At 42.9% G+C, this 20048-nt stretch carries 18 protein-coding genes; 12 read left to right on the top strand and 6 right to left on the bottom strand.

Annotated elements, in window-relative coordinates; genetic code table 11:
* Positions 1 to 11 precede the first annotated feature (11 nt).
* The 4 genes from prmA to FTU03_RS02775 form a co-directional block, all read right to left on the bottom strand.
* Positions 12 to 917, bottom strand: a complete 906-nt coding sequence (gene prmA, locus FTU03_RS02790; RefSeq protein ID WP_179992303.1) for a 50S ribosomal protein L11 methyltransferase — start codon at positions 915 to 917, stop codon at positions 12 to 14.
* Between the two features lie 123 nt (positions 918 to 1040).
* Complete coding sequence (locus FTU03_RS02785; RefSeq protein WP_125278346.1) at positions 1041 to 1940, bottom strand: bile acid:sodium symporter family protein; 900 nt, start codon at positions 1938 to 1940, stop codon at positions 1041 to 1043.
* Positions 1941 to 2027: 87 nt separating this feature from the next.
* Positions 2028 to 2915, bottom strand: coding sequence for a bile acid:sodium symporter family protein (locus FTU03_RS02780; RefSeq protein ID WP_179992304.1), 888 nt, complete (start codon positions 2913 to 2915; stop codon positions 2028 to 2030).
* A 146-nt stretch (positions 2916 to 3061) separates the two neighbouring features.
* Positions 3062 to 3451, bottom strand: a complete 390-nt coding sequence (locus FTU03_RS02775; RefSeq protein ID WP_051065385.1) for a hypothetical protein — start codon at positions 3449 to 3451, stop codon at positions 3062 to 3064.
* A gap of 249 nt (positions 3452 to 3700) precedes the next feature.
* Here FTU03_RS02775 and mnmG point away from each other — a divergent pair, with 249 nt between their 5' ends.
* The 3 genes from mnmG (at position 3701) to FTU03_RS02760 (ending at position 7049) form a co-directional block, all read left to right on the top strand.
* Complete coding sequence (gene mnmG, locus FTU03_RS02770; protein ID WP_179992351.1) at positions 3701 to 5581, top strand: tRNA uridine-5-carboxymethylaminomethyl(34) synthesis enzyme MnmG; 1881 nt, start codon at positions 3701 to 3703, stop codon at positions 5579 to 5581.
* A gap of 141 nt (positions 5582 to 5722) precedes the next feature.
* Positions 5723 to 6646, top strand: coding sequence for an ADP-ribosylglycohydrolase family protein (locus tag FTU03_RS02765; RefSeq protein WP_179992305.1), 924 nt, complete (start codon positions 5723 to 5725; stop codon positions 6644 to 6646).
* 76 nt (positions 6647 to 6722) lie between these two features.
* Positions 6723 to 7049, top strand: coding sequence for a hypothetical protein (locus FTU03_RS02760; protein WP_179992306.1), 327 nt, complete (start codon positions 6723 to 6725; stop codon positions 7047 to 7049).
* A gap of 56 nt (positions 7050 to 7105) precedes the next feature.
* Here FTU03_RS02760 and glnG read toward each other — a convergent pair whose 3' ends face one another.
* Together glnG and glnL are read right to left on the bottom strand one after the other, a co-directional pair.
* Complete coding sequence (glnG, locus tag FTU03_RS02755) at positions 7106 to 8587, bottom strand: nitrogen regulation protein NR(I) (protein WP_034702648.1); 1482 nt, start codon at positions 8585 to 8587, stop codon at positions 7106 to 7108.
* Positions 8574 to 9683: a nitrogen regulation protein NR(II) gene (glnL, locus tag FTU03_RS02750; RefSeq protein WP_125278343.1), complete on the bottom strand. Its 1110-nt coding sequence runs from the start codon at positions 9681 to 9683 to the stop codon at positions 8574 to 8576. Before glnL ends, glnG begins: the two co-directional genes overlap by 14 nt.
* A gap of 350 nt (positions 9684 to 10033) precedes the next feature.
* On the opposite strand from glnL, the gene rimO reads away from it, so the two are divergent.
* From rimO to FTU03_RS02705, 9 genes are all read left to right on the top strand, one after another.
* A complete protein-coding gene (gene rimO / locus FTU03_RS02745) occupies positions 10034 to 11377 on the top strand; it encodes a 30S ribosomal protein S12 methylthiotransferase RimO (protein WP_004786172.1) in 1344 nt (447 codons plus the stop codon).
* 45 nt (positions 11378 to 11422) lie between these two features.
* Positions 11423 to 12151, top strand: a complete 729-nt coding sequence (gene pyrH / locus FTU03_RS02740; protein ID WP_004786170.1) for a UMP kinase — start codon at positions 11423 to 11425, stop codon at positions 12149 to 12151.
* Positions 12152 to 12230: 79 nt separating this feature from the next.
* A complete protein-coding gene (gene frr / locus FTU03_RS02735) occupies positions 12231 to 12785 on the top strand; it encodes a ribosome recycling factor (RefSeq protein ID WP_005235283.1) in 555 nt (184 codons plus the stop codon).
* A 7-nt stretch (positions 12786 to 12792) separates the two neighbouring features.
* On the top strand, positions 12793 to 13545 hold the full coding sequence (gene uppS / locus FTU03_RS02730; RefSeq protein ID WP_179992307.1) for a polyprenyl diphosphate synthase: 753 nt from the start codon (positions 12793 to 12795) through the stop codon (positions 13543 to 13545).
* Positions 13546 to 13550: 5 nt separating this feature from the next.
* On the top strand, positions 13551 to 14375 hold the full coding sequence (locus FTU03_RS02725) for a phosphatidate cytidylyltransferase (protein WP_179992308.1): 825 nt from the start codon (positions 13551 to 13553) through the stop codon (positions 14373 to 14375).
* A complete protein-coding gene (gene ispC, locus FTU03_RS02720) occupies positions 14376 to 15572 on the top strand; it encodes a 1-deoxy-D-xylulose-5-phosphate reductoisomerase (RefSeq protein WP_179992309.1) in 1197 nt (398 codons plus the stop codon).
* A 3-nt stretch (positions 15573 to 15575) separates the two neighbouring features.
* Positions 15576 to 16931, top strand: a complete 1356-nt coding sequence (gene rseP, locus FTU03_RS02715; RefSeq protein WP_179992310.1) for an RIP metalloprotease RseP — start codon at positions 15576 to 15578, stop codon at positions 16929 to 16931.
* Between the two features lie 38 nt (positions 16932 to 16969).
* Complete coding sequence (gene bamA, locus FTU03_RS02710; protein ID WP_179992311.1) at positions 16970 to 19474, top strand: outer membrane protein assembly factor BamA; 2505 nt, start codon at positions 16970 to 16972, stop codon at positions 19472 to 19474.
* An 80-nt stretch (positions 19475 to 19554) separates the two neighbouring features.
* Positions 19555 to 20046, top strand: a complete 492-nt coding sequence (locus FTU03_RS02705) for an OmpH family outer membrane protein (protein ID WP_213064459.1) — start codon at positions 19555 to 19557, stop codon at positions 20044 to 20046.
* The last annotated feature ends 2 nt before the right edge of the window (positions 20047 to 20048 follow it).

Raw genomic sequence — 20048 nt, 5'->3', positions numbered from 1 at the left:
TTATAGACTCTTTAATTCTTATGGCGTTTCCCCGAGATACGGCACCAGTGTTCATCGCGTTTTTCTACTTCTAATATATCAAAATGTTTTGAGTAAATGCTAGTAACATCAGCAACTTGCTCTTCGATAACACCTGCGAGTGCGAACTCTGCCTCAGGTTTGACCAATTCTGCGAACTCAGGCTCAAGCATCATGAGTGGGCCAGCCAGAATATTGGCAACAAACACATCTGCTTTCTGCTCGCCAAGCTCTGTGTTGAACTCTTCCGGTAAACCAACATAAAGTCGATCCAATACGCCATTCAGTTCAGCATTCTGTTTGGTGGCTAAAACAGCTTGTGGGTCAATATCAGTTGCATAGGCATATTTGGCACCGAGTAACAGGGCCGCGACAGCCAGAATACCTGAACCACAGCCATAATCGATCACGATCTTGTCTTTTACATCGGTTTTGCCTAGCCATTGCAGGCAAAGGAAAGTAGATGCATGGTTACCTGTACCAAAAGCCAAACCTGGATCAAGCTTGATATTCACTGCATCTGCTTCAGGCGCTTCCATCCACTCTGGAACAATCCAGAATTTTTCAGAAATCTGGATTGGCTCGTAGGCATCCATCCAGGTGCGTTCCCAAGCTTGATCTTCCAGGAATTCATGGCGGATCGGTGCTTCAGGTAGTTGTGCGTGAATAAAGGTTTCCAATGCAGCTACATCGATTTCTTCTTCGTCATCTTCCTGAGCATAGATGCCAGTCACGATCACTTTATTCCAGAGCGGTGTTTCTCCTGGAAGTGGTTCCAGCAAATCCTGGTTTTCAGCATCATCCAGAGTGACACTTACGGCGCCCAGTGAGCTAAGTAATGTTTCAGTAAAATCTACCTGAGCTTGATCAACTGTAATATGAATTTGTAACCACTTCACAGAAATAACCTTTATACATTTTTTCAAAAAGCTATTGTAACGGAAGTTCGGCTTGAAGGTGTGATCTTCTTGAGACGGAGTCAAATAAAAAGGATGCTTTCGCATCCTTTTTATGAAAACCGGTTAAAACGCATTTTCCTGAGTGGGAGAAATGCTAGGACGTGCAGTTACTGGAGCAAAGCGATTCAGTAATAATCCAAAAATAGCCGCGAAGATATACATGAAGATGGAATAGACCGCAGCAGGCATGGCAACCACAGTGCTGGACATGACAGTAAGTGCAATGGTCATGGCGAGTGTACTGTTATGAATACCGATCTCGAAAGCGCTGGCACGTGCCTGAGCAGAATTGATGTTCATTAGTCGTGGAACAAAATAGCCAATCATTAAGCTGAAGAGACAGAACAGGGCGGTTGCTAAACCTACCTGAGTCAGATATTCGGCAATATTGGCGCGTTCACTATAAATTGCTCCGGCAATAATCAGCACCAGAAAGAGGACTGCAAAAATGCGAAGAGGCTTATTCAGCTTTACAGTGAGTGCTGGGGCATAATGACGAATCAACATACCAATCGCGACCGGTATAATAATGATACCAAACACTTGTAGGATCTTTCCGAACTGCAAGCTGATCTGCTGACTGTCCTGCATAAAATGCATGATCGAGAAATTCATGATTAAAGGCAAGGTAAATGCAGCAACCACCGAATTGATCGCAGTCAAGGTAATATTGAGGGCTAGATCGCCTTTAAACAGATAGCTGAACAGATTTGCGGTACTGCCACCTGGCGATGCGGCCAGCAACATCAGACCAACAGCTAGTAAAGGTGGTAAAGTCAGAACTTTACATAGAATGAAAGCAATGCTTACCAGTAGAATTAATTGACAAAACAAGGCAACCAGCACTGCTTTAGGGTGCTGGCTTACCCGGGCAAAATCTTTGAGCGTGAGTTCGAGTCCTAATCCCACCATGATGATGGCGAGTGCGAGGGGGAGGAATATTGTTATGATGCCAGAGTCCATCTGCATGCTCCTTATAGAAATTTATTTTAATAGTTTTAAATTTTCTATAAAAAGCATACAGCTTAAGCAGGCATTTGACTTAGGAAGTTACAAATCTGATAAACGACTCTTGCCACTATAGCTAAGCTTTTGCTGACTAATCATAAAACCAAAAATACCGGCAAAAACGTACATGACAATTGAATAAATACCCGCAGGGATGGCAATGGTGACATTATTGAGGACAGAAATCGCAATCGTCATTGATACAGTTGTGTTGTGAATGCCGACTTCAAAGGTACAGGCGCGTGCCATCTTGTCTGGGATATCCATTAATAAAGGCAGGCAATAACCGAGAAACAGGCTGGAAAAACATAATATGGAAGTAGCAATCCCGATACTGGCAAAATATTCGATGATGTTAAAGCGCTCTTGGAAAATGGCATAAATCAAGAGCATGCTTAAAAAAGCGATAGATAGAAACCGCATTGGCATATGTACAATATCTGAAAGCTTTGGAAATTTTGCCCGAATCAGCATGCCGATCACAACCGGAATAATTGTAATCAGAAAAACCTGAGCCATTTTTTCAAGCGGTAAGCCGATGCCGGTATCCTGTCCTATAAAATAGTACAGGGACAGGTTCATAATAAAAGGTAAGGTGAAAATAGAAATAATCGTATTGATGGCGGTTAACGTGATATTAAGCGCCACATCACCTTTATAAAGATAGCTCAGCAGATTGGCAGTGGCACCTCCTGGAGAGGCAGCTAGCAGCATCATGCCTACAGCAAGCAATGGTGGCAGATCCAGTACCAGACAGATTAAAAAGGTTAAACCGGTTAAAATGACCAGTTGTGAGAATAAGACAATAAAAATCACCTTGGGATAACGACTAACATGCAGAAAATCCTTGACTGTTAACTGTAGTCCTAACCCCATCATCGTAATTGCCAAAGTAATCGGCAAAAACAAACTAAAAAACCCCGAATCCATGAAGTTTCCTTTTTATTATTCATTTTTTAGGTATGTTTTGAGTTTAGCGTAGATGAATAAATAAGCAATATAAAAACGGGTAAAATTTATGCATTTTACCCGTTAAGTTTCTGATTAAAAATATATTTAATCAGCTATATAGTGATTTACATCCCTGATTGAGATGGGGTTTGAGGCTGAGTTTGCATTTGTGACTGTGGACGTGGAGGGGTAAAGCCTAATGCACATTTACCATTGACCTGAGTGCCATTAATGGTTGCTGAAGTTTTGCCGCCTGAACTACAAGATGTATAAAGTTCAGGTTCATCGCCTTTGATATTGGTTGATGATGAAGGGAAGAACTGTTGCTGACAGGTACCATTCCAGATAATGCCGCGGTAAGCAAAACTTACAGGAGCACCCTCTGATTTACCTTTACAAACTTGCTGGTATTTTTGGGCATTATAAACCTTCTCGACTTTATCATTTGCTGAGGCTGCAAATGGAGCGAAACATAGACCGCAGAGCGCTGTTGCTAGGAAAATATTCTTATTCATCATGTATACCTTTGTTTGTAATGTGACTACTTTATAGATTAAAAACTAATCAATATTAAACAATATGAGTCGGGTAACTTTTTGAGTTTAGATGTTTAATTTATATAGTAAGTATGCAAAGTTTAATTACATTGCTTTATTGGCTGGCAGAGTAAATTCCGAAGGATAAATTCAAGTGATTTTGTCAACTTTGGAAGGAAGTTTGCTATAATGTTCAGCTATCCTTTTTCTATCTCTCTATTTACCACTATGCACTATCCTAAAGTATACGATGTCATTGTTATCGGTGGCGGTCACGCAGGTACGGAAGCAGCACTGGCTGCAGCACGTATGGGTCGACAGACATTACTCTTAACTCATAACATTGAGACTTTAGGGCAGATGAGCTGTAACCCGGCCATTGGCGGGATCGGTAAATCACATTTAGTGCGTGAAATTGATGCCTTGGGCGGTGCGATGGCGCTGGCTGCCGATAAAGGCGGTATTCAATTCCGTATTCTGAATTCACGTAAAGGTGCAGCAGTACGTGCAACTCGTGCGCAGGCTGACCGTGTTCGTTATAAAGCAGCGATTCGTGAGACTTTAGAAAATCAAGCGAATCTGGATATCTTTCAGCAAGCAGCAGATGACCTGATTGTTGAAGGCGATACTGTTAAAGGTGTCGTGACCCAAATGGGTATTCGCTTTGATGCGAAAACTGTGGTGCTAACTGCAGGTACATTCTTAGGTGGTGTGATTCACATTGGCTTAAACAATGCTTCAGGCGGTCGTGCTGGCGATCCTCCTTCAATTTCATTGGCACATCGTTTACGTGAGTTAAACTTACCTGTAGGTCGTTTAAAAACAGGTACACCGCCACGTATTGATGCACGTTCAGTCGACTTCTCTGTCATGACACCGCAGCCGGGTGATTTCCCGTCTCCAACCATGTCATTTATGGGTGATGCATCGATGCATCCAGAGCAAGTGAACTGCTACATCACGCATACCAATGAACGTACCCATGAGATCATTCGTGGCGGTTTAGACCGTTCACCGATGTACACTGGTGTGATTGAAGGTGTAGGTCCACGTTATTGTCCATCAATTGAAGATAAAATTCATAAATTTGCTGATAAAGACTCCCATCAGGTCTTCCTTGAACCAGAAGGCCTGGATACACATGAGCTTTATCCAAATGGTATTTCGACTTCATTGCCATTTGACGTACAGTTTGAACTGGTACGCTCAATCCGTGGTATGGAAAATGCGCACATTCTTCGTCCGGGTTATGCAATTGAATACGATTATTTCAACCCTCAAGCGTTGAAGTTCACTTTGGAAACCAAAGCGATCAATAACCTGTACTTTGCTGGTCAGATTAACGGTACAACCGGTTATGAAGAAGCGGGTGCTCAAGGCTTGCTTGCAGGCTTGAACGCTGCACGTCGTGCATGGGATCAAGAACAATGGACACCAAAACGTGATGAAGCATACATGGGCGTACTGGTTGATGACCTAATTACTTTAGGTACTAAAGAACCGTATCGTATGTTCACTTCACGTGCGGAATACCGTTTGATGTTGCGTGAAGATAATGCGGATCAGCGTTTAACACCAATCGGTCGTGAAATGGGTCTGGTAGATGACGAACGTTGGGCAGCTTACTGTGAAAAAATGGAAGCTGTAGAGAAAGAAACAGGTCGTTTGCAACACCTTTGGGCTGCACCAAACAATCCAATGGGTAAAAAATTCGTAGAAATGACGGGTGCGGATCTTTCTAAAGAATGTTCTGCAATTGATTTGTTAAAACGTCCAAACATCACCTTTGCTCAAATTGCAGAGCTCACAGGTTCTGAAGTTTCACCACAAGTGGGTGATCAAATTGAGATTGCGGTGAAATACGAAGGTTATATCAACCGTCAGCATCAAGACGTTGCACAAATGAAACGTTTAGAGGAAACCAAGATTCCTGCTGATTTTGACTATGATGTTGTTTCAGGTCTTTCTCGTGAAATTACATTGAAGTTAAAAGATATTCGTCCTGAAACACTGGCTCAAGCAAGCCGTATTCCGGGTGTAACCCCTGCAGCAGTTCAATTGGTGATGATTACGATTCGTAAGAATGCCCAAGCGAAAAAATCTGCTTAAGATTTGGAAGTAAAAAACCCGCGTAATGCGGGTTTTTTATGTTTAATAAGTTTGAAAAAAATTAAAGATCAATTATTTCAAGATAGATTCAGTAATTTTGCTATGTTAATTATGGGAAATGTACAACAATGAATCTAAAACATGGATAGAGAAAAATACATACGTGGCGCGATTTACGGTTTACTTGTTGGTGATGCGGTAGGTGTGCCTTATGAGTTTAAAGTGCCGAGCCAGCTGCCTGATATTGAACAAATTGATATGATTCCCCCAAAAGGATTTGCGCGGACTTATGCCAGTCTTCCAATTGGAACGTGGTCAGATGATGGTGCACAAGCATTATGTTTGTTGGCCTCATTGTTAGATCAAAAGAAACTCAATCCTGAAGATTTTATGCAACGGATTTGCGATTGGTACCAATCAGGTTATATGGCTGTCGATGGTCAGGTATTTGATGTGGGAATTCAAACGGTTGATGCGATACATCGTTATCAATCGGGTATCGAGTTAAATCAAGTTGCGAAAAATGATGAATATGCCAATGGTAATGGTGCGCTGATGCGTGTATTGCCTTTAGCGCTCTGGCATCAAGGCTCTAATCGTGAATTAATAGAGGCGGCATTTATACAATCACATCTGACTCATGCGCATATCCGTTCTAAATTATGTTGTGCATTATATTGTTTATGGGTACGTAAAATTTTAGATGGTTGTTCTATTCAAGATTCATGGATAGAAGCAATTGAAATACTCAAGCGTGAATTGAGTGATCAGAATGGTGCGTTAGATGAGCTTGAGCACCATATTTTAAGTGATGACTGGGATCGACCGACAGGTACTGGCTATGTCGTAGATTGTTTAAAGTCGGCATATTACGCACTACAAGCTAGCGATTATGAAAAGGTGATTAAGACAGCAATTGCGCTGGGTAATGATACAGATACGACTGCATGTGTGGCGGGTGGTATAGCTGGTTTATATTATGGTGTAGATGCAATTCCATCATCTTGGATGAATCATTTACGAGGTAAAGAAATGGTGGAAGAATTGCTTGTGCAATGGTTGTAGAAATTTTCTAAAGAATGACTGCGATGATGTTGGGATTTGCTAAAATATTCAAAAGTTCCACATCTAGATCATTCCAATGCCATACCAACTCGTTGAACTCGATATCCAAGCCACAGACAACATCGCTTGCCCTCATTGCCATCAAGACATCATTAATTGGCAAGAAGAGCAGTATGTTCAACCCTGTGAACATACCTTATTTATTGCCATGGATATCGGCTTTGAATACATCACCGATGAATTTGAGCAAACTATGCGAAAAACAGTGGATGAACTGCATGCCAATGATGACATCGTCAACATGTTCGAAGAAATCACCACAAGTACTTATCCGAATTATCTGATTTTAAAGTCAGATTTAGGTGCAGCAGGTTATTCGCGTTATATCGGTTTAACAGTGTAGGAATCTCATTACTATACATAAGCAATAAAAAAGCACCCAAGGGTGCTTTTTTAATTTCAGGCTTGGCCTTCGACTTCTTCGACTTCATCATCCTCCGCACTGTCCATGCCGAGTTCTTTCAACTTACGGGTGAGGGTATTACGCCCCCAACCTAATAGTTCGGCTGCATGACGCTTACGACCACGGGTTTGTTGTAGTGCAGCATTAATGAGTGTGCGTTCAAACATTGGTGTAGCCACATCTAACAGCTTCATTTCGCCGTTTTTCAGTTTCTGGATTGCCCATTGACCCAGTAATTCATCCCAGTGATGCGGCGCAATCTGATTCGGGTTTGGAATTGGAGCACCCGGGTCTTGCTGCTGAATTGGAATCTGTTTTAATTCAGGTGGCAGATCTTCTGGATAAACTTCACGGCCTGTGATCATCACTGTGAGCCAGCGACAGGTATTTTCAAGCTGACGAACGTTCCCTTGCCAAGGCAGCTTCTGCATATATTCCTGAGTTTCAGGACGTAAGATTTTAGGATTAACGCCTAATTCTTTACCTGCACGCGCCAGGAAGTGCTGCGCCAACATCGGAATATCTTCAGAGCGATGTGCCAGTTTAGGTATATGAATACGAATCACGTTTAGACGGTGATACAAGTCTTCACGGAAGCGACCATCATGTACCAGCTTTTCCAGGTCCTGATGCGTTGCAGCCACAATACGTACATCAACTTTAACCGGAATGTGACCACCAACACGATAGAATTCCCCATCAGCTAGGACACGTAATAAACGCGTTTGTGTTTCAAATGGCATGTCACCAATTTCATCCAGGAACAGCGTACCGCCGTTGGCCTGTTCAAAACGGCCCTGACGTTGCGTATTTGCACCGGTAAAAGCGCCTTTTTCATGACCAAACAATTCAGTCTCAATCAGGTCTTTCGGAATCGCGGCCATGTTTAGTGCAATAAACGGTTTATTGCTACGTGGTGAATGGCGATGCAAGGCATGCGCAACCAGTTCTTTACCTGTACCAGATTCACCATTAATCAATACGGTAATATGTGATTGAGACAAACGACCAATCGCACGGAACACTTCCTGCATTGCTGGCGATTCACCAATGATCTCAGTCGATTGAATGGTTGGTGCAGATTTGGCAGATTCTTGCTGCTGTAATTTAGTGATATGTAAAATTGCACGATTGACCAGTGCCAATGCTTCATCAATATCAAATGGTTTTGGCAGGTATTCAAAAGCACCCGTTTGATAACTGGATACCGCAGATTCCAGATCTGAATGCGCCGTCATAATAATAACCGGCAAATCAGGATTGGTATTTTTCACCTTGCCTAAAAAGGTCAAACCGTCAATACCCGGCATACGGATATCGGTCAGGATCACATCAGGTGCATCGACACCCAACTGATCAAGTGCTGACTGGGCTTCTTCAAAACTAGTAACGTCGAAACCTTCTTCTTTAAATGTTTTTTCTAGTACCCAACGCATGGCACGATCGTCATCAATCACCCATATTTTATTTCGCGACATGATCTGACTCCCAAGGTAAAAATAAGCTAAATACGGTTTTTCCTGGAACTGACTGGCATTCAATCATTCCGTTATGTTGATGCATAATATTTTGAGCAATGCTGAGACCTAGTCCGGTACCTTTGGCACGGCTGGTCACCAGTGGATAGAACACGGCTTCGATAATATCGTCTGGAACACCAGGGCCATTATCTTCAATGTCGATTCGAACCACAGATCGGTGAATCACACCACTAATGGTATAAAGCCGCTGAATTCGGGTTCTTAAAATAAGTTCCGGTTGATGCTCGACAAAGAAATCCTTGTTTTCTGTCATCGCCTGAACGGCATTTACGCAGATATTTAGCATGACCTGAATGAGCTGATCGCGATCTGCCAGAACTTCCGGTAGGGACAGATCATAGTCCCGAGTAATTTTTATTTTCTTTTTAGTCTGATTCACAATCAGTGAGCGGACGCGTTCTAATGGTTCATGTACATTGACCATTTCATAGCTTGGTAACTGGCGTGAACCGAGCATGCTATCTGCCAGATTTCTCAGGCGATCCACTTCACTAATAATAATGTCAGTGAACTCTTTATATTTTGGATCTTCAAGGCTACGTGCCAGAAGCTGGGTTGCACCACGAATACCACCAAGTGGATTTTTAATTTCATGTGCCACGCCACGAATTAATTGGCGCGCAACCTGGTGCTGCTGGATATAGTTTTCTTCACGTGAGATTTTCAGCATACGATCACGCTGATTCAGCTCGATTAACAATAAAGGATGATTTGGCTTGCCCGCATTGAGCAGGGAAACCGTATAGTCCACATGAATGTCTTTAAAATTGACAATGATCGTCGCCTCACGGCGAGTATAAGGTTGGCCTGTGTGCAGCGTGTTATATAGAGATTCTTCAGTGTTGAATTCATCTGTCGGTGCTTGCAGTATATTTAATACCGGCGTGCCTGATGCGCGTAACAGGCTGACATCAAACATGGCCTCGCAGGCCGTATTTAAGTAATAAATATTCAGGTGGCTATCAACCAGCATAATGGCAGTGGTCAGATTGTCCACCAAAAGGCGATAGTCGATGGAAAGAGGCTGATCCATTAGCGGTGGTTTTCCTGTATTAAAATGGCGCAATGGCATCTTCATAAAGCAAAATAACAATTTCAAAGTTCAGATTTGAGGCAAATTAAGCAAGATGCACGCCAACTTTAGAACTCTTGTTAAAATTTTGCTGAAAAATGCACGAAATCTGACGGGGATGCCCAATCAAACTCAGGTATAACGGATTAAATTGAGGCTGTAAACCTAAAATGATTCATTTTGGTGCATAAGCTTTTATATTGAATATTTTATGGCGTTATTTTAGTGCGTGATGCAAAGAGTGGCCATTTCAACTATTTTTATGATGCGAAAAGACATACAATACGCGCATTCTAGTGGAGCGCAGATTCATGAAGTCCCCCAAAGTCGGTTTTGTATCTTTAGGTTGTCCTAAGGCATTGGTAGATTCTGAACGAATTTTAACTCAGTTAAAGACTGAAGGTTATGATGTCGCATCGGATTATGACGGTGCTGATTTAGTAGTAGTAAATACCTGTGGTTTTATTGAATCTGCAGTACAAGAGTCTTTAGATGCCATCGGTGAAGCGATGAGCGCGAATGGTCGTGTCATCGTAACAGGTTGTCTAGGAAAAGACGAAGATAAAATTCGCCAAATGCACCCGAATGTCCTAAAAGTGACAGGTGCAGCAGCATATGAAGAAGTGATGGATGCGGTACATGAGTATGTTCCTGAACCGCCAAAACACAATCCATTTATTGATCTGGTGCCTGAGCAGGGTATCCGTTTAACCCCTAAACATTATGCATACCTGAAAATATCAGAAGGCTGTAACCACCGTTGTACCTTCTGCATCATTCCAAGCATGCGTGGTGATCTGGTTTCCCGTCCAGTCGGTTCTGTGCTTGAAGAAGCTGCAGCACTGAAACGTTCAGGTGTCAAAGAAGTACTCGTGATCTCCCAAGATACTTCTGCTTATGGCGTTGACACCAAATACAAACTGGATTTCTGGAACGGCCAGCCAGTTAAAACTAAATTCTATGACATGTGTGAAGCATTGGGTCAATTGGGCATCTGGGTGCGTCTGCACTATGTTTATCCATATCCACACGTAGATGCCGTAATCGATTTGATGGCGCAAGGCAAAATCCTGCCTTATCTGGATATTCCATTCCAGCATGCCAGCCCAAGAATCCTGAAGCTGATGAAACGACCTGCTCACAGTGAAAATACACTGGAGCGTTTAAAAGTTTGGCGTGAGAAATGTCCTGACCTAGTCATCCGTTCTACATTTGTGGTGGGTTTCCCGGGCGAAACGGAAGAAGATTTCCAGATGCTTCTGGACTGGCTGAAAGAAGCACAACTGGATCGCGTGGGCTGTTTTACTTATTCACCAGTTGAAGGTGCGACAGCGAACGATCTTCCAGATCATGTGCCTGAAGAGATCAAGCAAGAACGTTATGAACGTTTCATGCAGGTTCAGCAGGAAATTTCAGCAGCGAAGCTACAAAAACGTATTGGCCAGAAAATGACGGTGCTAGTCGATGACCTGGAAGAAGAATTCCCGGTTGCTGTAGCACGCTCATATGCGGATGCGCCTGAAATTGATGGTAATGTTTTTGTTGAAGATATCGACAAAAGTGTGATTAAGGCAGGGGATTTGCTTGAAGTCGAAATCACTGATGCAGATGAATATGATTTATTTGCCAAGCTGATCTCAATCAAGTCTGCTTAAGATTTTGAATTAAAAGAATTTATATTAAATAATTTGGAGTTTGAGATGTTGGATTCTAAAAAGCCACGATTTGGTCGCATCCTGCTAAAGCTATCTGGTGAAGCACTGGCAGGAAACAAGGACATGGGTATCGATGCACAAGTGCTCGATCAGATGTCACTTTCTATTGCGCATCTCGTGGGTTTGGGTGTACAAGTCGGTATCGTAGTTGGCGGTGGTAACCTGTACCGTGGTAGCCAGTTGCAAAAAGACGGTCTTGTTGGTCGTGTAACCGGTGACCAGATGGGTATGCTGGCAACTGTCATGAACGGTCTGGCATTACGCGATGCTTTGGTGCGCCGTAATATCAAAACCCGTTTGATGTCTGCATTGCCGATTGGTGCAGTGGTTGAATCTTATTCTAGTCGCGATGCCATCCGTCATCTGACTCAAGGTGAAGTGTGCGTATTTGTTGCGGGTACAGGTAATCCGTTCTTTACTACGGATACAGCAGCTTGTTTGCGTGGTATCGAGATTGAATCTGACCTGATCCTGAAAGCTACTAAGGTGGATGGGGTTTACAATAAAGATCCAAGCAAATACGAAGATGCCGTGAAATACGATACTTTGACATTTGATCAGGTGCTGGACGAGAAGTTGGGCGTCATGGATTTAACCGCGATCTGCTTATGTCGTGACCACAATGTGCCACTTCAAGTATTTGACATGAACAAATCTGGCGCATTGCTTTCAGTGGTGATGGGTGAAAAAGAAGGAACTCACGTCACCAATTAATGACGTGAGCTACAAAGCCCTTTATACTACCTCCTAATTTAGTAAATACATCTTTTAAGAATTAAGTAAGGAAGATCATATGATTAACGATCTTAAAAAAGACGCAGAAGAGCGTATGAACAAGTCTCTTGACTCGTTAGAACATGGTTTCGCAAAAGTTCGTACCGGACGTGCGCATCCATCGATTTTGAACGGTGTCATGGTTCCTTACTACGGCTCTGATGTGCCATTGAACCAGGTTGCCAACGTAGGCGTGGAAGATTCACGTACATTGCTGGTTCAACCGTTTGAACGTTCAATGGTTGCTGCAATTGATAAGGCGATCCGTGAGTCTGATCTTGGCTTGAACCCGATTACTGCTGACGCGATCCGTGTACCAATGGCAGCGTTGACTGAAGAAACTCGTCGTGACATGCAGAAAGTTGCACGTAACGAAGCTGAAAATGCCAAAGTTGCGATCCGTAACATCCGTCGTGATGTTTTAGGTGACATCAAAGCATTGTTGAAAGAAAAAGAAATTTCTGAAGATGATGAACGTCGTGCATCTGACGAAATTCAGAAAATCACAGACAAATTTGTTGCTGAAGTAGACAAACGCTTGGCTGCGAAAGAAGCTGAATTGATGAAGGTCTAATTCATCAATGACCGCTTCTGAAGAAAATTCCCGTCTTCCAAAACATGTTGCCATCATCATGGATGGCAACAATCGTTTTGCCAAAAAAAATCAGATGCAGAAAGGCGATGGACACCGTGAAGGAAAAACGGTTCTAGACCCGATTGTTGAACATTGTAGAAAAAGAAATATCCAGGCTTTAACGGTCTTTGCATTCTCCAGCGAAAACTGGAACCGTCCCCAATATGAGGTCGACTTGCTCATGAAGTTGTTGGAAGACACGATTCATGAACAGTTGCCACGTATGCAAAAATTTAATATTGCTTTACGTTTTATTGGTGATCGGTCGCGTTTATCTCCTGAACTGCAAGCATTGATGTTGCAAGCAGAACAAAGGACTGCTAATTTCGATAGTATGACGCTTACTATTGCAATCAGCTATGGTGGAATGTGGGACATGGCACAAGCTGCAAAGCAGATTGCTGCGGATGTTTTAACAAATAAATTAGATCTTGAAGCAATTGATACTGATGTGTTCGGTCAATATGTCAGTTTGAGTGACTTGCCGCCTGTTGATCTGCTGATTCGTACCGGTGGAGATTTCCGCCTGTCCAATTTCCTGCTCTGGCAGGCAGCATATGCAGAGCTGTATTTTACTGAGACCTTATGGCCAGAATTTACCGTAGAGGAATTCGATGACGCACTTGCTGTATTTGGCGGGCGCGAACGTCGTTTCGGTAAAACATCAGAGCAGATTCTTCAAGAAAGACTTGAGAATTAATACACATGTTTGAGCGGATTATAACCGCATTGGTGCTGGTTGCAGTCGTACTGAGCTGTATGTTTGCGACCAAATCACAATATCCAATGTTCGCATTGATGGTTGTGGCTGCCGGGGTGGCAGGCTATGAGTGGTTTAAACTCATGCCGCGAAAATGTAAAAATGTAATCAAGCCAGTGGCGTGGGGCTATGGTCTACTGACTGCAGCCTTATCTGCACTGGCTTTATACTATTGGGATGTGGCCTTATTATTGTGGTCAGCATCTATCCTGACCTGGTTGCTGAGTATTTACTGGGTTAAAACCTATCCTGATTATGATGGCTGGTACAATGTCAGCTTGCATGGCATCGGGATTGTGCTGGTTTCTGCTGCTGTTACAGCAATCTTCTCGGTTTGGCTAAACTCTCCATGGTGGTTAATGTACCTGTTCCTGCTGGTTTGGGGTGCAGACAGTGGCGCTTACTTTGTTGGACGCAAATTCGGCAAGAAAAAACTCGCACCAAATGTCAGCCCAAACAAGTCGCTAGAAGGTCTATACGGCGGTATTCTTACCTCCATGCTCATCGTGGTTGTCGTCGCTTCACTTTATCTGGATATGACCTGGCCAGAGCTATGTCTGTTCCTGATCCTTTCTGTTATTACTGTGTTTAGTTCAGTGCTAGGTGACCTGTTTGAATCCATGATTAAGCGTCGTGCTGGAATCAAGGATTCGGGCCGTATTTTGCCGGGTCATGGTGGTGTACTAGATCGTATTGATTCTTTGCTTGCTGCAGCTCCTATCTTTGCAACAGGCATATATGTTTTAAAACTTATTGGCGTAGATTTATAAATGTCACAAGCTGTTTGTATACTGGGTGCTACAGGTTCAATTGGTCAAAGTACTTTAAAAATTTTGCAGCAACATCCTGAAGCTTACTCGGTTTTCGCTGTGACAGCGCAAAGTCGTATTACTGAGCTGGCGGAAATCTGTCGGCAGTACCGTCCTAAAGTGGCTGTAGTGCCTGCAAATAAGGTCGATGAGCTTTCTCAGTTGCTACAAGTGCAGGGCTTATCAGATATCGAAATTCTTCAGGATGAAGCGGGCTTAATTTCAGTCGCAGAGCATGCTGATGTTGATATTGTGATGGCAGCAATAGTCGGGGCGGCAGGCCTGCTTCCTACATTGGCTGCAGTCAAAGCGGGTAAGCGTGTCCTGTTGGCCAATAAAGAAGCCTTGGTCATGTCCGGCGACATCATGATGCAAGCCGCGCGAGATTATGGTGCATTATTATTGCCTGTCGACTCTGAACATAATGCAATTTTCCAGTGCCTGCCTCAAAACTACTTTGATGCCGAACGTAATGGTCAACCTAAGCTCGGTGTTCATCAGATTTTACTGACTGCTTCTGGCGGTCCATTCCTGAACCATTCGCTTGAACAATTGCATGATGTGACACCTGCTCAAGCCTGCAAACATCCTAACTGGTCAATGGGGCAAAAGATTTCCGTAGATTCCGCTACTTTAATGAATAAGGGACTGGAACTTATCGAAGCGTGTCATTTGTTTGCAGTTCAAGAACAATTTGTTACAGTTGTTGTGCATCCACAGAGTATTATTCATTCCATGGTGCAATATGTGGACGGGTCAACATTGGCACAAATGGGCAACCCGGATATGGGCACGCCAATTGCACATGCTTTGGCATGGCCACAACGGATCAGTACCCATATCCCGGCTCTGGATTTGGTTAAGCATTCACAACTGAATTTCCAGGAACCGGATGTGGTTCGTTTTCCGGCACTGAAATTAGCGCGTCAAGCCATGAAGAGTGGTGGAATTGCGCCTACAATTTTGAATGCGGCCAATGAAATTGCAGTTGCTGCATTTTTAAATCAGCAAATCAGATTTACCCAAATTCCTCAGGTGGTTGAAACTGTCCTGAACCAGATGGACAATCAACCAGCACACGATCTGGATACTATCCTGCATGCAGATCACACAGCACGAGGTTTATCACAGCAATATGTTGTGAATAAAGGAAGTTAAGACATGAACGCCTTGTTTATTATTGCAGCCGCAATCCTATTACTCGGTCCCTTAATTGCGATTCACGAGTTTGGTCACTACATTGTGGCACGTAAACTGGGCGTTAAAGTACTGGTCTATTCCATTGGTTTTGGACCAACCCTTCTAAAGTGGACTTCCAAAAAATCCGGTATCCAATATCAGCTTTCAGCTTTGCCTTTGGGTGGTTATGTCAAAATGCTGGACGAGCGTGAAGGCAGTGTGGCAGAAGAAGACTTGCCTAAAGCCTTTAACCGTCAGCATCCCTGGAAACGTATTGCCATCGTTGCTGCGGGTCCTCTCATTAACCTGCTTTTAGCTGTTGTCCTGTTTTGGGTACTTTTTTTACCTGCACAGGAACAGCTGAATACTCGTGTAGGTAAGGTTTTACCAAACACACCTGCAGCCGAGGTACAGATGCAGCCGGGCGACAAGATTGTTGCTGTAGATGGTACACAAGTCGAAACTTGGGAAAAACTGAGTTATGCCTTGGTGGATCGTGTGGGTGAAACTGGTGTGGTCTCGATTCAGGCAGACCGTGCGGGTGAAAACAAGATATTCCAGTTACCAATTCAAGACTTTCTTAAAGATCAAAGTCAGTCACCCCTTGATACATTAGGTTTCTTGCCATATCGTCCGGAAATTCCGGCTGTGGTGAGCAAACTGAGTGAAGATGGTGCAGCCATTCGTCAGGGGCTTAAAGAAGGTGACAAGATTCTGGCGATTGATGGTGTACAGATGAAAGACTGGTTCGATGTGGTACAAGTGGTACAGGCATCACCAGAAAAATTACTTAAGATAGATGTATTACGTGGTAATCAGGTCGTGCATCTTCAGGTCATGCCGCAAGGCAAACGTGACAATATGGGGAATGTAACCGGTATGCTCGGAGTTCAAAGCGATCCGGGCAAGGTGACAATTCCTGCTGAATATAAACAGACGATTCACTATACGCCTGTTGAGGCGATGGTGATGGCCTTTGACAAGACAGCACATCTGTCTTCAATGATTCTGAACTCGATCGTCAAAATGGTACGTGGTCTGATTGGTCTGGATAATCTTTCTGGCCCGATTACCATTGCCAAAGTGGCAGGACAAAGCGCGGAAATGGGTTGGGAAACTTTTATTTCCTTTATGGCGCTAATGAGTGTAAGTTTAGGGATATTAAACTTATTGCCAATCCCAATGCTTGATGGCGGACACCTGGTTTATTATTTTATCGAATTAATTCGTGGTAAACCTGTTTCTGAACAAATACAATTGATTGGATTAAAAATTGGTATGGTACTGCTCGGCAGTATGATGCTTTTGGCATTATTTAATGACTTTATGCGTTTATAATAACGTAAATGGAATAATTAACAGCGGAAAAGACTGGCATGCAGCACACACATTTATTTATGCCTTTGGCACTCGTTAGTGCAATGGCAGTAGCACAACAAGTATATGCGGCAGAAGACTTCATTGTACAAGATATAAAATTTGATGGATTGGTACGTTTAACTCCAGAAAATGTGTACGGCTTGGTGCCAATCAACAGTGGTGACCGGGTGAATGATCCGATTATTGCCAATGCGATTCGTAGTTTGTATGCATCTGGACTATTTGATGACATTAAAGCCGTTCAACAGGGCAATACTTTGGTATTCCAGGTCGTAGAACGTCCGGTAATTTCGAAAATTGAGTTGAAAGGCAATAAGCTGATTCCAAAGGAAGCACTGGAAGAAGGCCTGAAAAAAATGGGTCTGGCTGAAGGTGAGGTGCTGAAGAAATCTGCACTGCAAACAGTCGAAACCGAGCTGGAACAGCAATATATGCAGCAAGGTCGTTATGATGCCGATATTACGGTAACAACGACACCGCGACCAAATAACCGCGTTGAAGTGCTGATTGATTTTGTTGAAGGTAAAGCCGCTAAAGTTTTTGATATCAATATTATCGGTAATACTGTTTTTAAAGAATCAGATATCAAACAGGCATTCGCTGTTAAAGAAAGTGGCTGGAGCTCGGTCATTTCGCGTAATGACCGTTATGCACGTGAAAAAATGGCTGCGAGCCTGGAAGCTTTACGTGCGATGTATCTGAACCGTGGTTACATCAACTTCAATATTACCAATTCAAGTCTGAACCTGAGTGAAGATAAAAAGAATGTCTTTATTGAAGTTTCAGTGAATGAAGGCGAACAGTTTAAGTTTGGACAAACCAAATTCCTGGGCGATGCGCTTTATAAACCTGAAGAGCTACAAGCTTTGCAGTTGTATAAAGAAGGTGATACCTACTCTCAGGAACGAGTGAATGCGGTCAAGCAGCTATTGCTACGTAAATATGGTAATGCTGGTTATTACTATGCTGAAGTAAATGTTGTACCTCAAATCAATAACGAAACTAAACAGGTTGACCTGAACTACTATATTAATCCGGGTCAGCAAGTGACTGTACGTCGGATCAACTTCACAGGTAACTCTAAAACTGCCGATGAAGTATTGCGTCGTGAAATGCGCCAGATGGAAAGTGCGCTGGCAAGCAATGAGAAGATTGACCTGTCTAAAGTGCGTTTAGAACGTACTGGTTTCTTTAAAACAGTCGATATCAAACCTGTTCGTATTCCAGGATCACCGGATCAAATTGATTTGAATGTGGCAGTTGAAGAACAGCATTCAGGTACAAGTACTCTAGCTGTTGGTTTCTCTCAAAGTGGTGGTGTAACGTTCCAGGCTGGATTAAGTCAGACTAACTTCCTGGGTACAGGGAACAGCGTTTCGATTGATCTGTCACGTTCTGAAACTCAAGATTATTATAACTTGAGTGTAATGGACCCGTACTTCACGATTGATGGTGTACGTCGCGGTTATAATCTTTACTACCGTAAAACAAAGCTGGATGATGACTATAACGTAAATAACTATGTTACAGACAGCTTGGGTGGTGGTATTAACTTTGGTTATCCAATTGATGAGAACCAGAGTGTAAGCCTGGGTCTGAATATAGACCAGACTGAAGTGACCACAGGGCCATATGTATCTACATATGTGGCTGACTATTTGGAACGTAATGGTGGTAAAGAAACCAAGCGTGGTGACTTCTGTCCAGGTCAGGTTGAATCTGCAACAGGCAACTGTGTAGATGCAAATGGTGCTCCACTTGATACTATTTCATATGGTCAAGAGTTTAAAGGCGATTTCTTGACCTATAACCTGAATCTGGGCTGGTCTTATAATACCTTGAACCGTCCAATGTTCCCGACTACAGGTATGTCACATCGTGTCAATGCAGAAATTGCCTTGCCAGGTAGTGATGTGGAATATCAAAAGCTCACCTATGACGCACAGGCTTTCTTCCCATTAGGCAAAGACTTTGTTCTGCGTGGTTATGGCCGTTTAGGCTATGGTAATGATCTGCCTTTCTATAAGAACTTCTATGCCGGTGGTTATGGTTCGGTACGTGGTTATGAAAACAGTACCTTAGGTCCTAAATATCCAGGCGTATATTTCTCTGACATCGGCCGAACTGATCCATCCCCAGAAGAAGTGGGCGGTAATGCTTTAGTTCAGTTTGGTACTGAGTTAGTTCTGCCTGTTCCATTTAAGGGAGATTGGGCGCGTCAGGTTCGTCCGGTACTTTTTGCTGAAGGTGCTCAAGTATTTGATACTCAGTGTGATGTATCTAATGATAATATTTTCGTGAATGGCAGCTCGATTAGTGGTAAACAGTACTGTAAAGATAACTTTGGTTTCGATGCAGGCAATATGCGTTATAGCGTAGGTGCTGGTTTCACCTGGATTACCATGATTGGTCCATTATCACTGAGCTATGCATACCCGTTGAATGATAAAGACGGTGATGAAACTCAAAATGTTCAGTTTGAAATTGGACGTACTTTCTAAGAAAACTTTGATCTTAAATATAAATTTTGCTCATGAAGCCATCAGGTTTTGTGAGCAAAATTTTTTGAATGGGTAAAAACATGAAAAAAATGATGATGGCAATGGGTATTGCTTTAGCGGGATTAACTTCATTGTCACATGCGGATGATTACGGAATTGTTGATCTGGAAAAAGTGGTACAAAACAGTACCTATTTAAAGCAGCAAAATGCCACTCTGGAAAATGAAATCAAGCCGCAAACCGCACAGATTGCACAGTTTCAAAAAGACCTTGCTGCAATCAAGCAAAAAGGTCAGGCTGCAAAAACACCAGCAGAACGTGAAAAAATAGCCAAAGAATTTGAAGGCAAAGCGACTCAACTGGCAGGGGTGCAGCAACAGGTACAGGCAACCGTGCAAACGCGTATGCAAAGTGTAAATAAGGCTTTTGAAGGAAATTTGAAGCGTGCTGCTGAACAATTACGCCAAGAAAACAAGCTAGATGTGGTTTTAAATAAAAATTCCGTACTTGCTTATGACGCGAAGTATGATTTAACTGATAAAATGATTCAAAAGGTTAATGCAATTAAATAATC

The organism is Acinetobacter sp. YH12046, assembly GCF_013419905.1.
Taxonomy (GTDB): Bacteria; Pseudomonadota; Gammaproteobacteria; order Pseudomonadales; family Moraxellaceae; genus Acinetobacter.
This window is presented reverse-complemented; position numbering and strand designations above follow the sequence as displayed.

What these genes read in the sequence shown, in the direction of transcription:
- glnG (WP_034702648.1), bottom strand. Translation starts at nt 8,587, where the DNA reads ATGTCGCGAAATAAAATATGGGTGATTGATGACGATCGTGCCATGCGT.
- ispC (WP_179992309.1), top strand. Translation starts at nt 14,376, where the DNA reads ATGTCACAAGCTGTTTGTATACTGGGTGCTACAGGTTCAATTGGTCAA.
- uppS (WP_179992307.1), top strand. Translation starts at nt 12,793, where the DNA reads ATGACCGCTTCTGAAGAAAATTCCCGTCTTCCAAAACATGTTGCCATC.
- pyrH (WP_004786170.1), top strand. Translation starts at nt 11,423, where the DNA reads ATGTTGGATTCTAAAAAGCCACGATTTGGTCGCATCCTGCTAAAGCTA.
- rseP (WP_179992310.1), top strand. Translation starts at nt 15,576, where the DNA reads ATGAACGCCTTGTTTATTATTGCAGCCGCAATCCTATTACTCGGTCCC.
- rimO (WP_004786172.1), top strand. Translation starts at nt 10,034, where the DNA reads ATGAAGTCCCCCAAAGTCGGTTTTGTATCTTTAGGTTGTCCTAAGGCA.
- bamA (WP_179992311.1), top strand. Translation starts at nt 16,970, where the DNA reads ATGCAGCACACACATTTATTTATGCCTTTGGCACTCGTTAGTGCAATG.
- FTU03_RS02705 (WP_213064459.1), top strand. Translation starts at nt 19,555, where the DNA reads ATGAAAAAAATGATGATGGCAATGGGTATTGCTTTAGCGGGATTAACT.
- FTU03_RS02785 (WP_125278346.1), bottom strand. Translation starts at nt 1,940, where the DNA reads ATGGACTCTGGCATCATAACAATATTCCTCCCCCTCGCACTCGCCATC.
- mnmG (WP_179992351.1), top strand. Translation starts at nt 3,701, where the DNA reads ATGCACTATCCTAAAGTATACGATGTCATTGTTATCGGTGGCGGTCAC.
- FTU03_RS02725 (WP_179992308.1), top strand. Translation starts at nt 13,551, where the DNA reads ATGTTTGAGCGGATTATAACCGCATTGGTGCTGGTTGCAGTCGTACTG.
- frr (WP_005235283.1), top strand. Translation starts at nt 12,231, where the DNA reads ATGATTAACGATCTTAAAAAAGACGCAGAAGAGCGTATGAACAAGTCT.
- FTU03_RS02775 (WP_051065385.1), bottom strand. Translation starts at nt 3,451, where the DNA reads ATGAATAAGAATATTTTCCTAGCAACAGCGCTCTGCGGTCTATGTTTC.
- FTU03_RS02765 (WP_179992305.1), top strand. Translation starts at nt 5,723, where the DNA reads ATGGATAGAGAAAAATACATACGTGGCGCGATTTACGGTTTACTTGTT.
- FTU03_RS02760 (WP_179992306.1), top strand. Translation starts at nt 6,723, where the DNA reads ATGCCATACCAACTCGTTGAACTCGATATCCAAGCCACAGACAACATC.
- FTU03_RS02780 (WP_179992304.1), bottom strand. Translation starts at nt 2,915, where the DNA reads ATGGATTCGGGGTTTTTTAGTTTGTTTTTGCCGATTACTTTGGCAATT.
- glnL (WP_125278343.1), bottom strand. Translation starts at nt 9,683, where the DNA reads ATGGATCAGCCTCTTTCCATCGACTATCGCCTTTTGGTGGACAATCTG.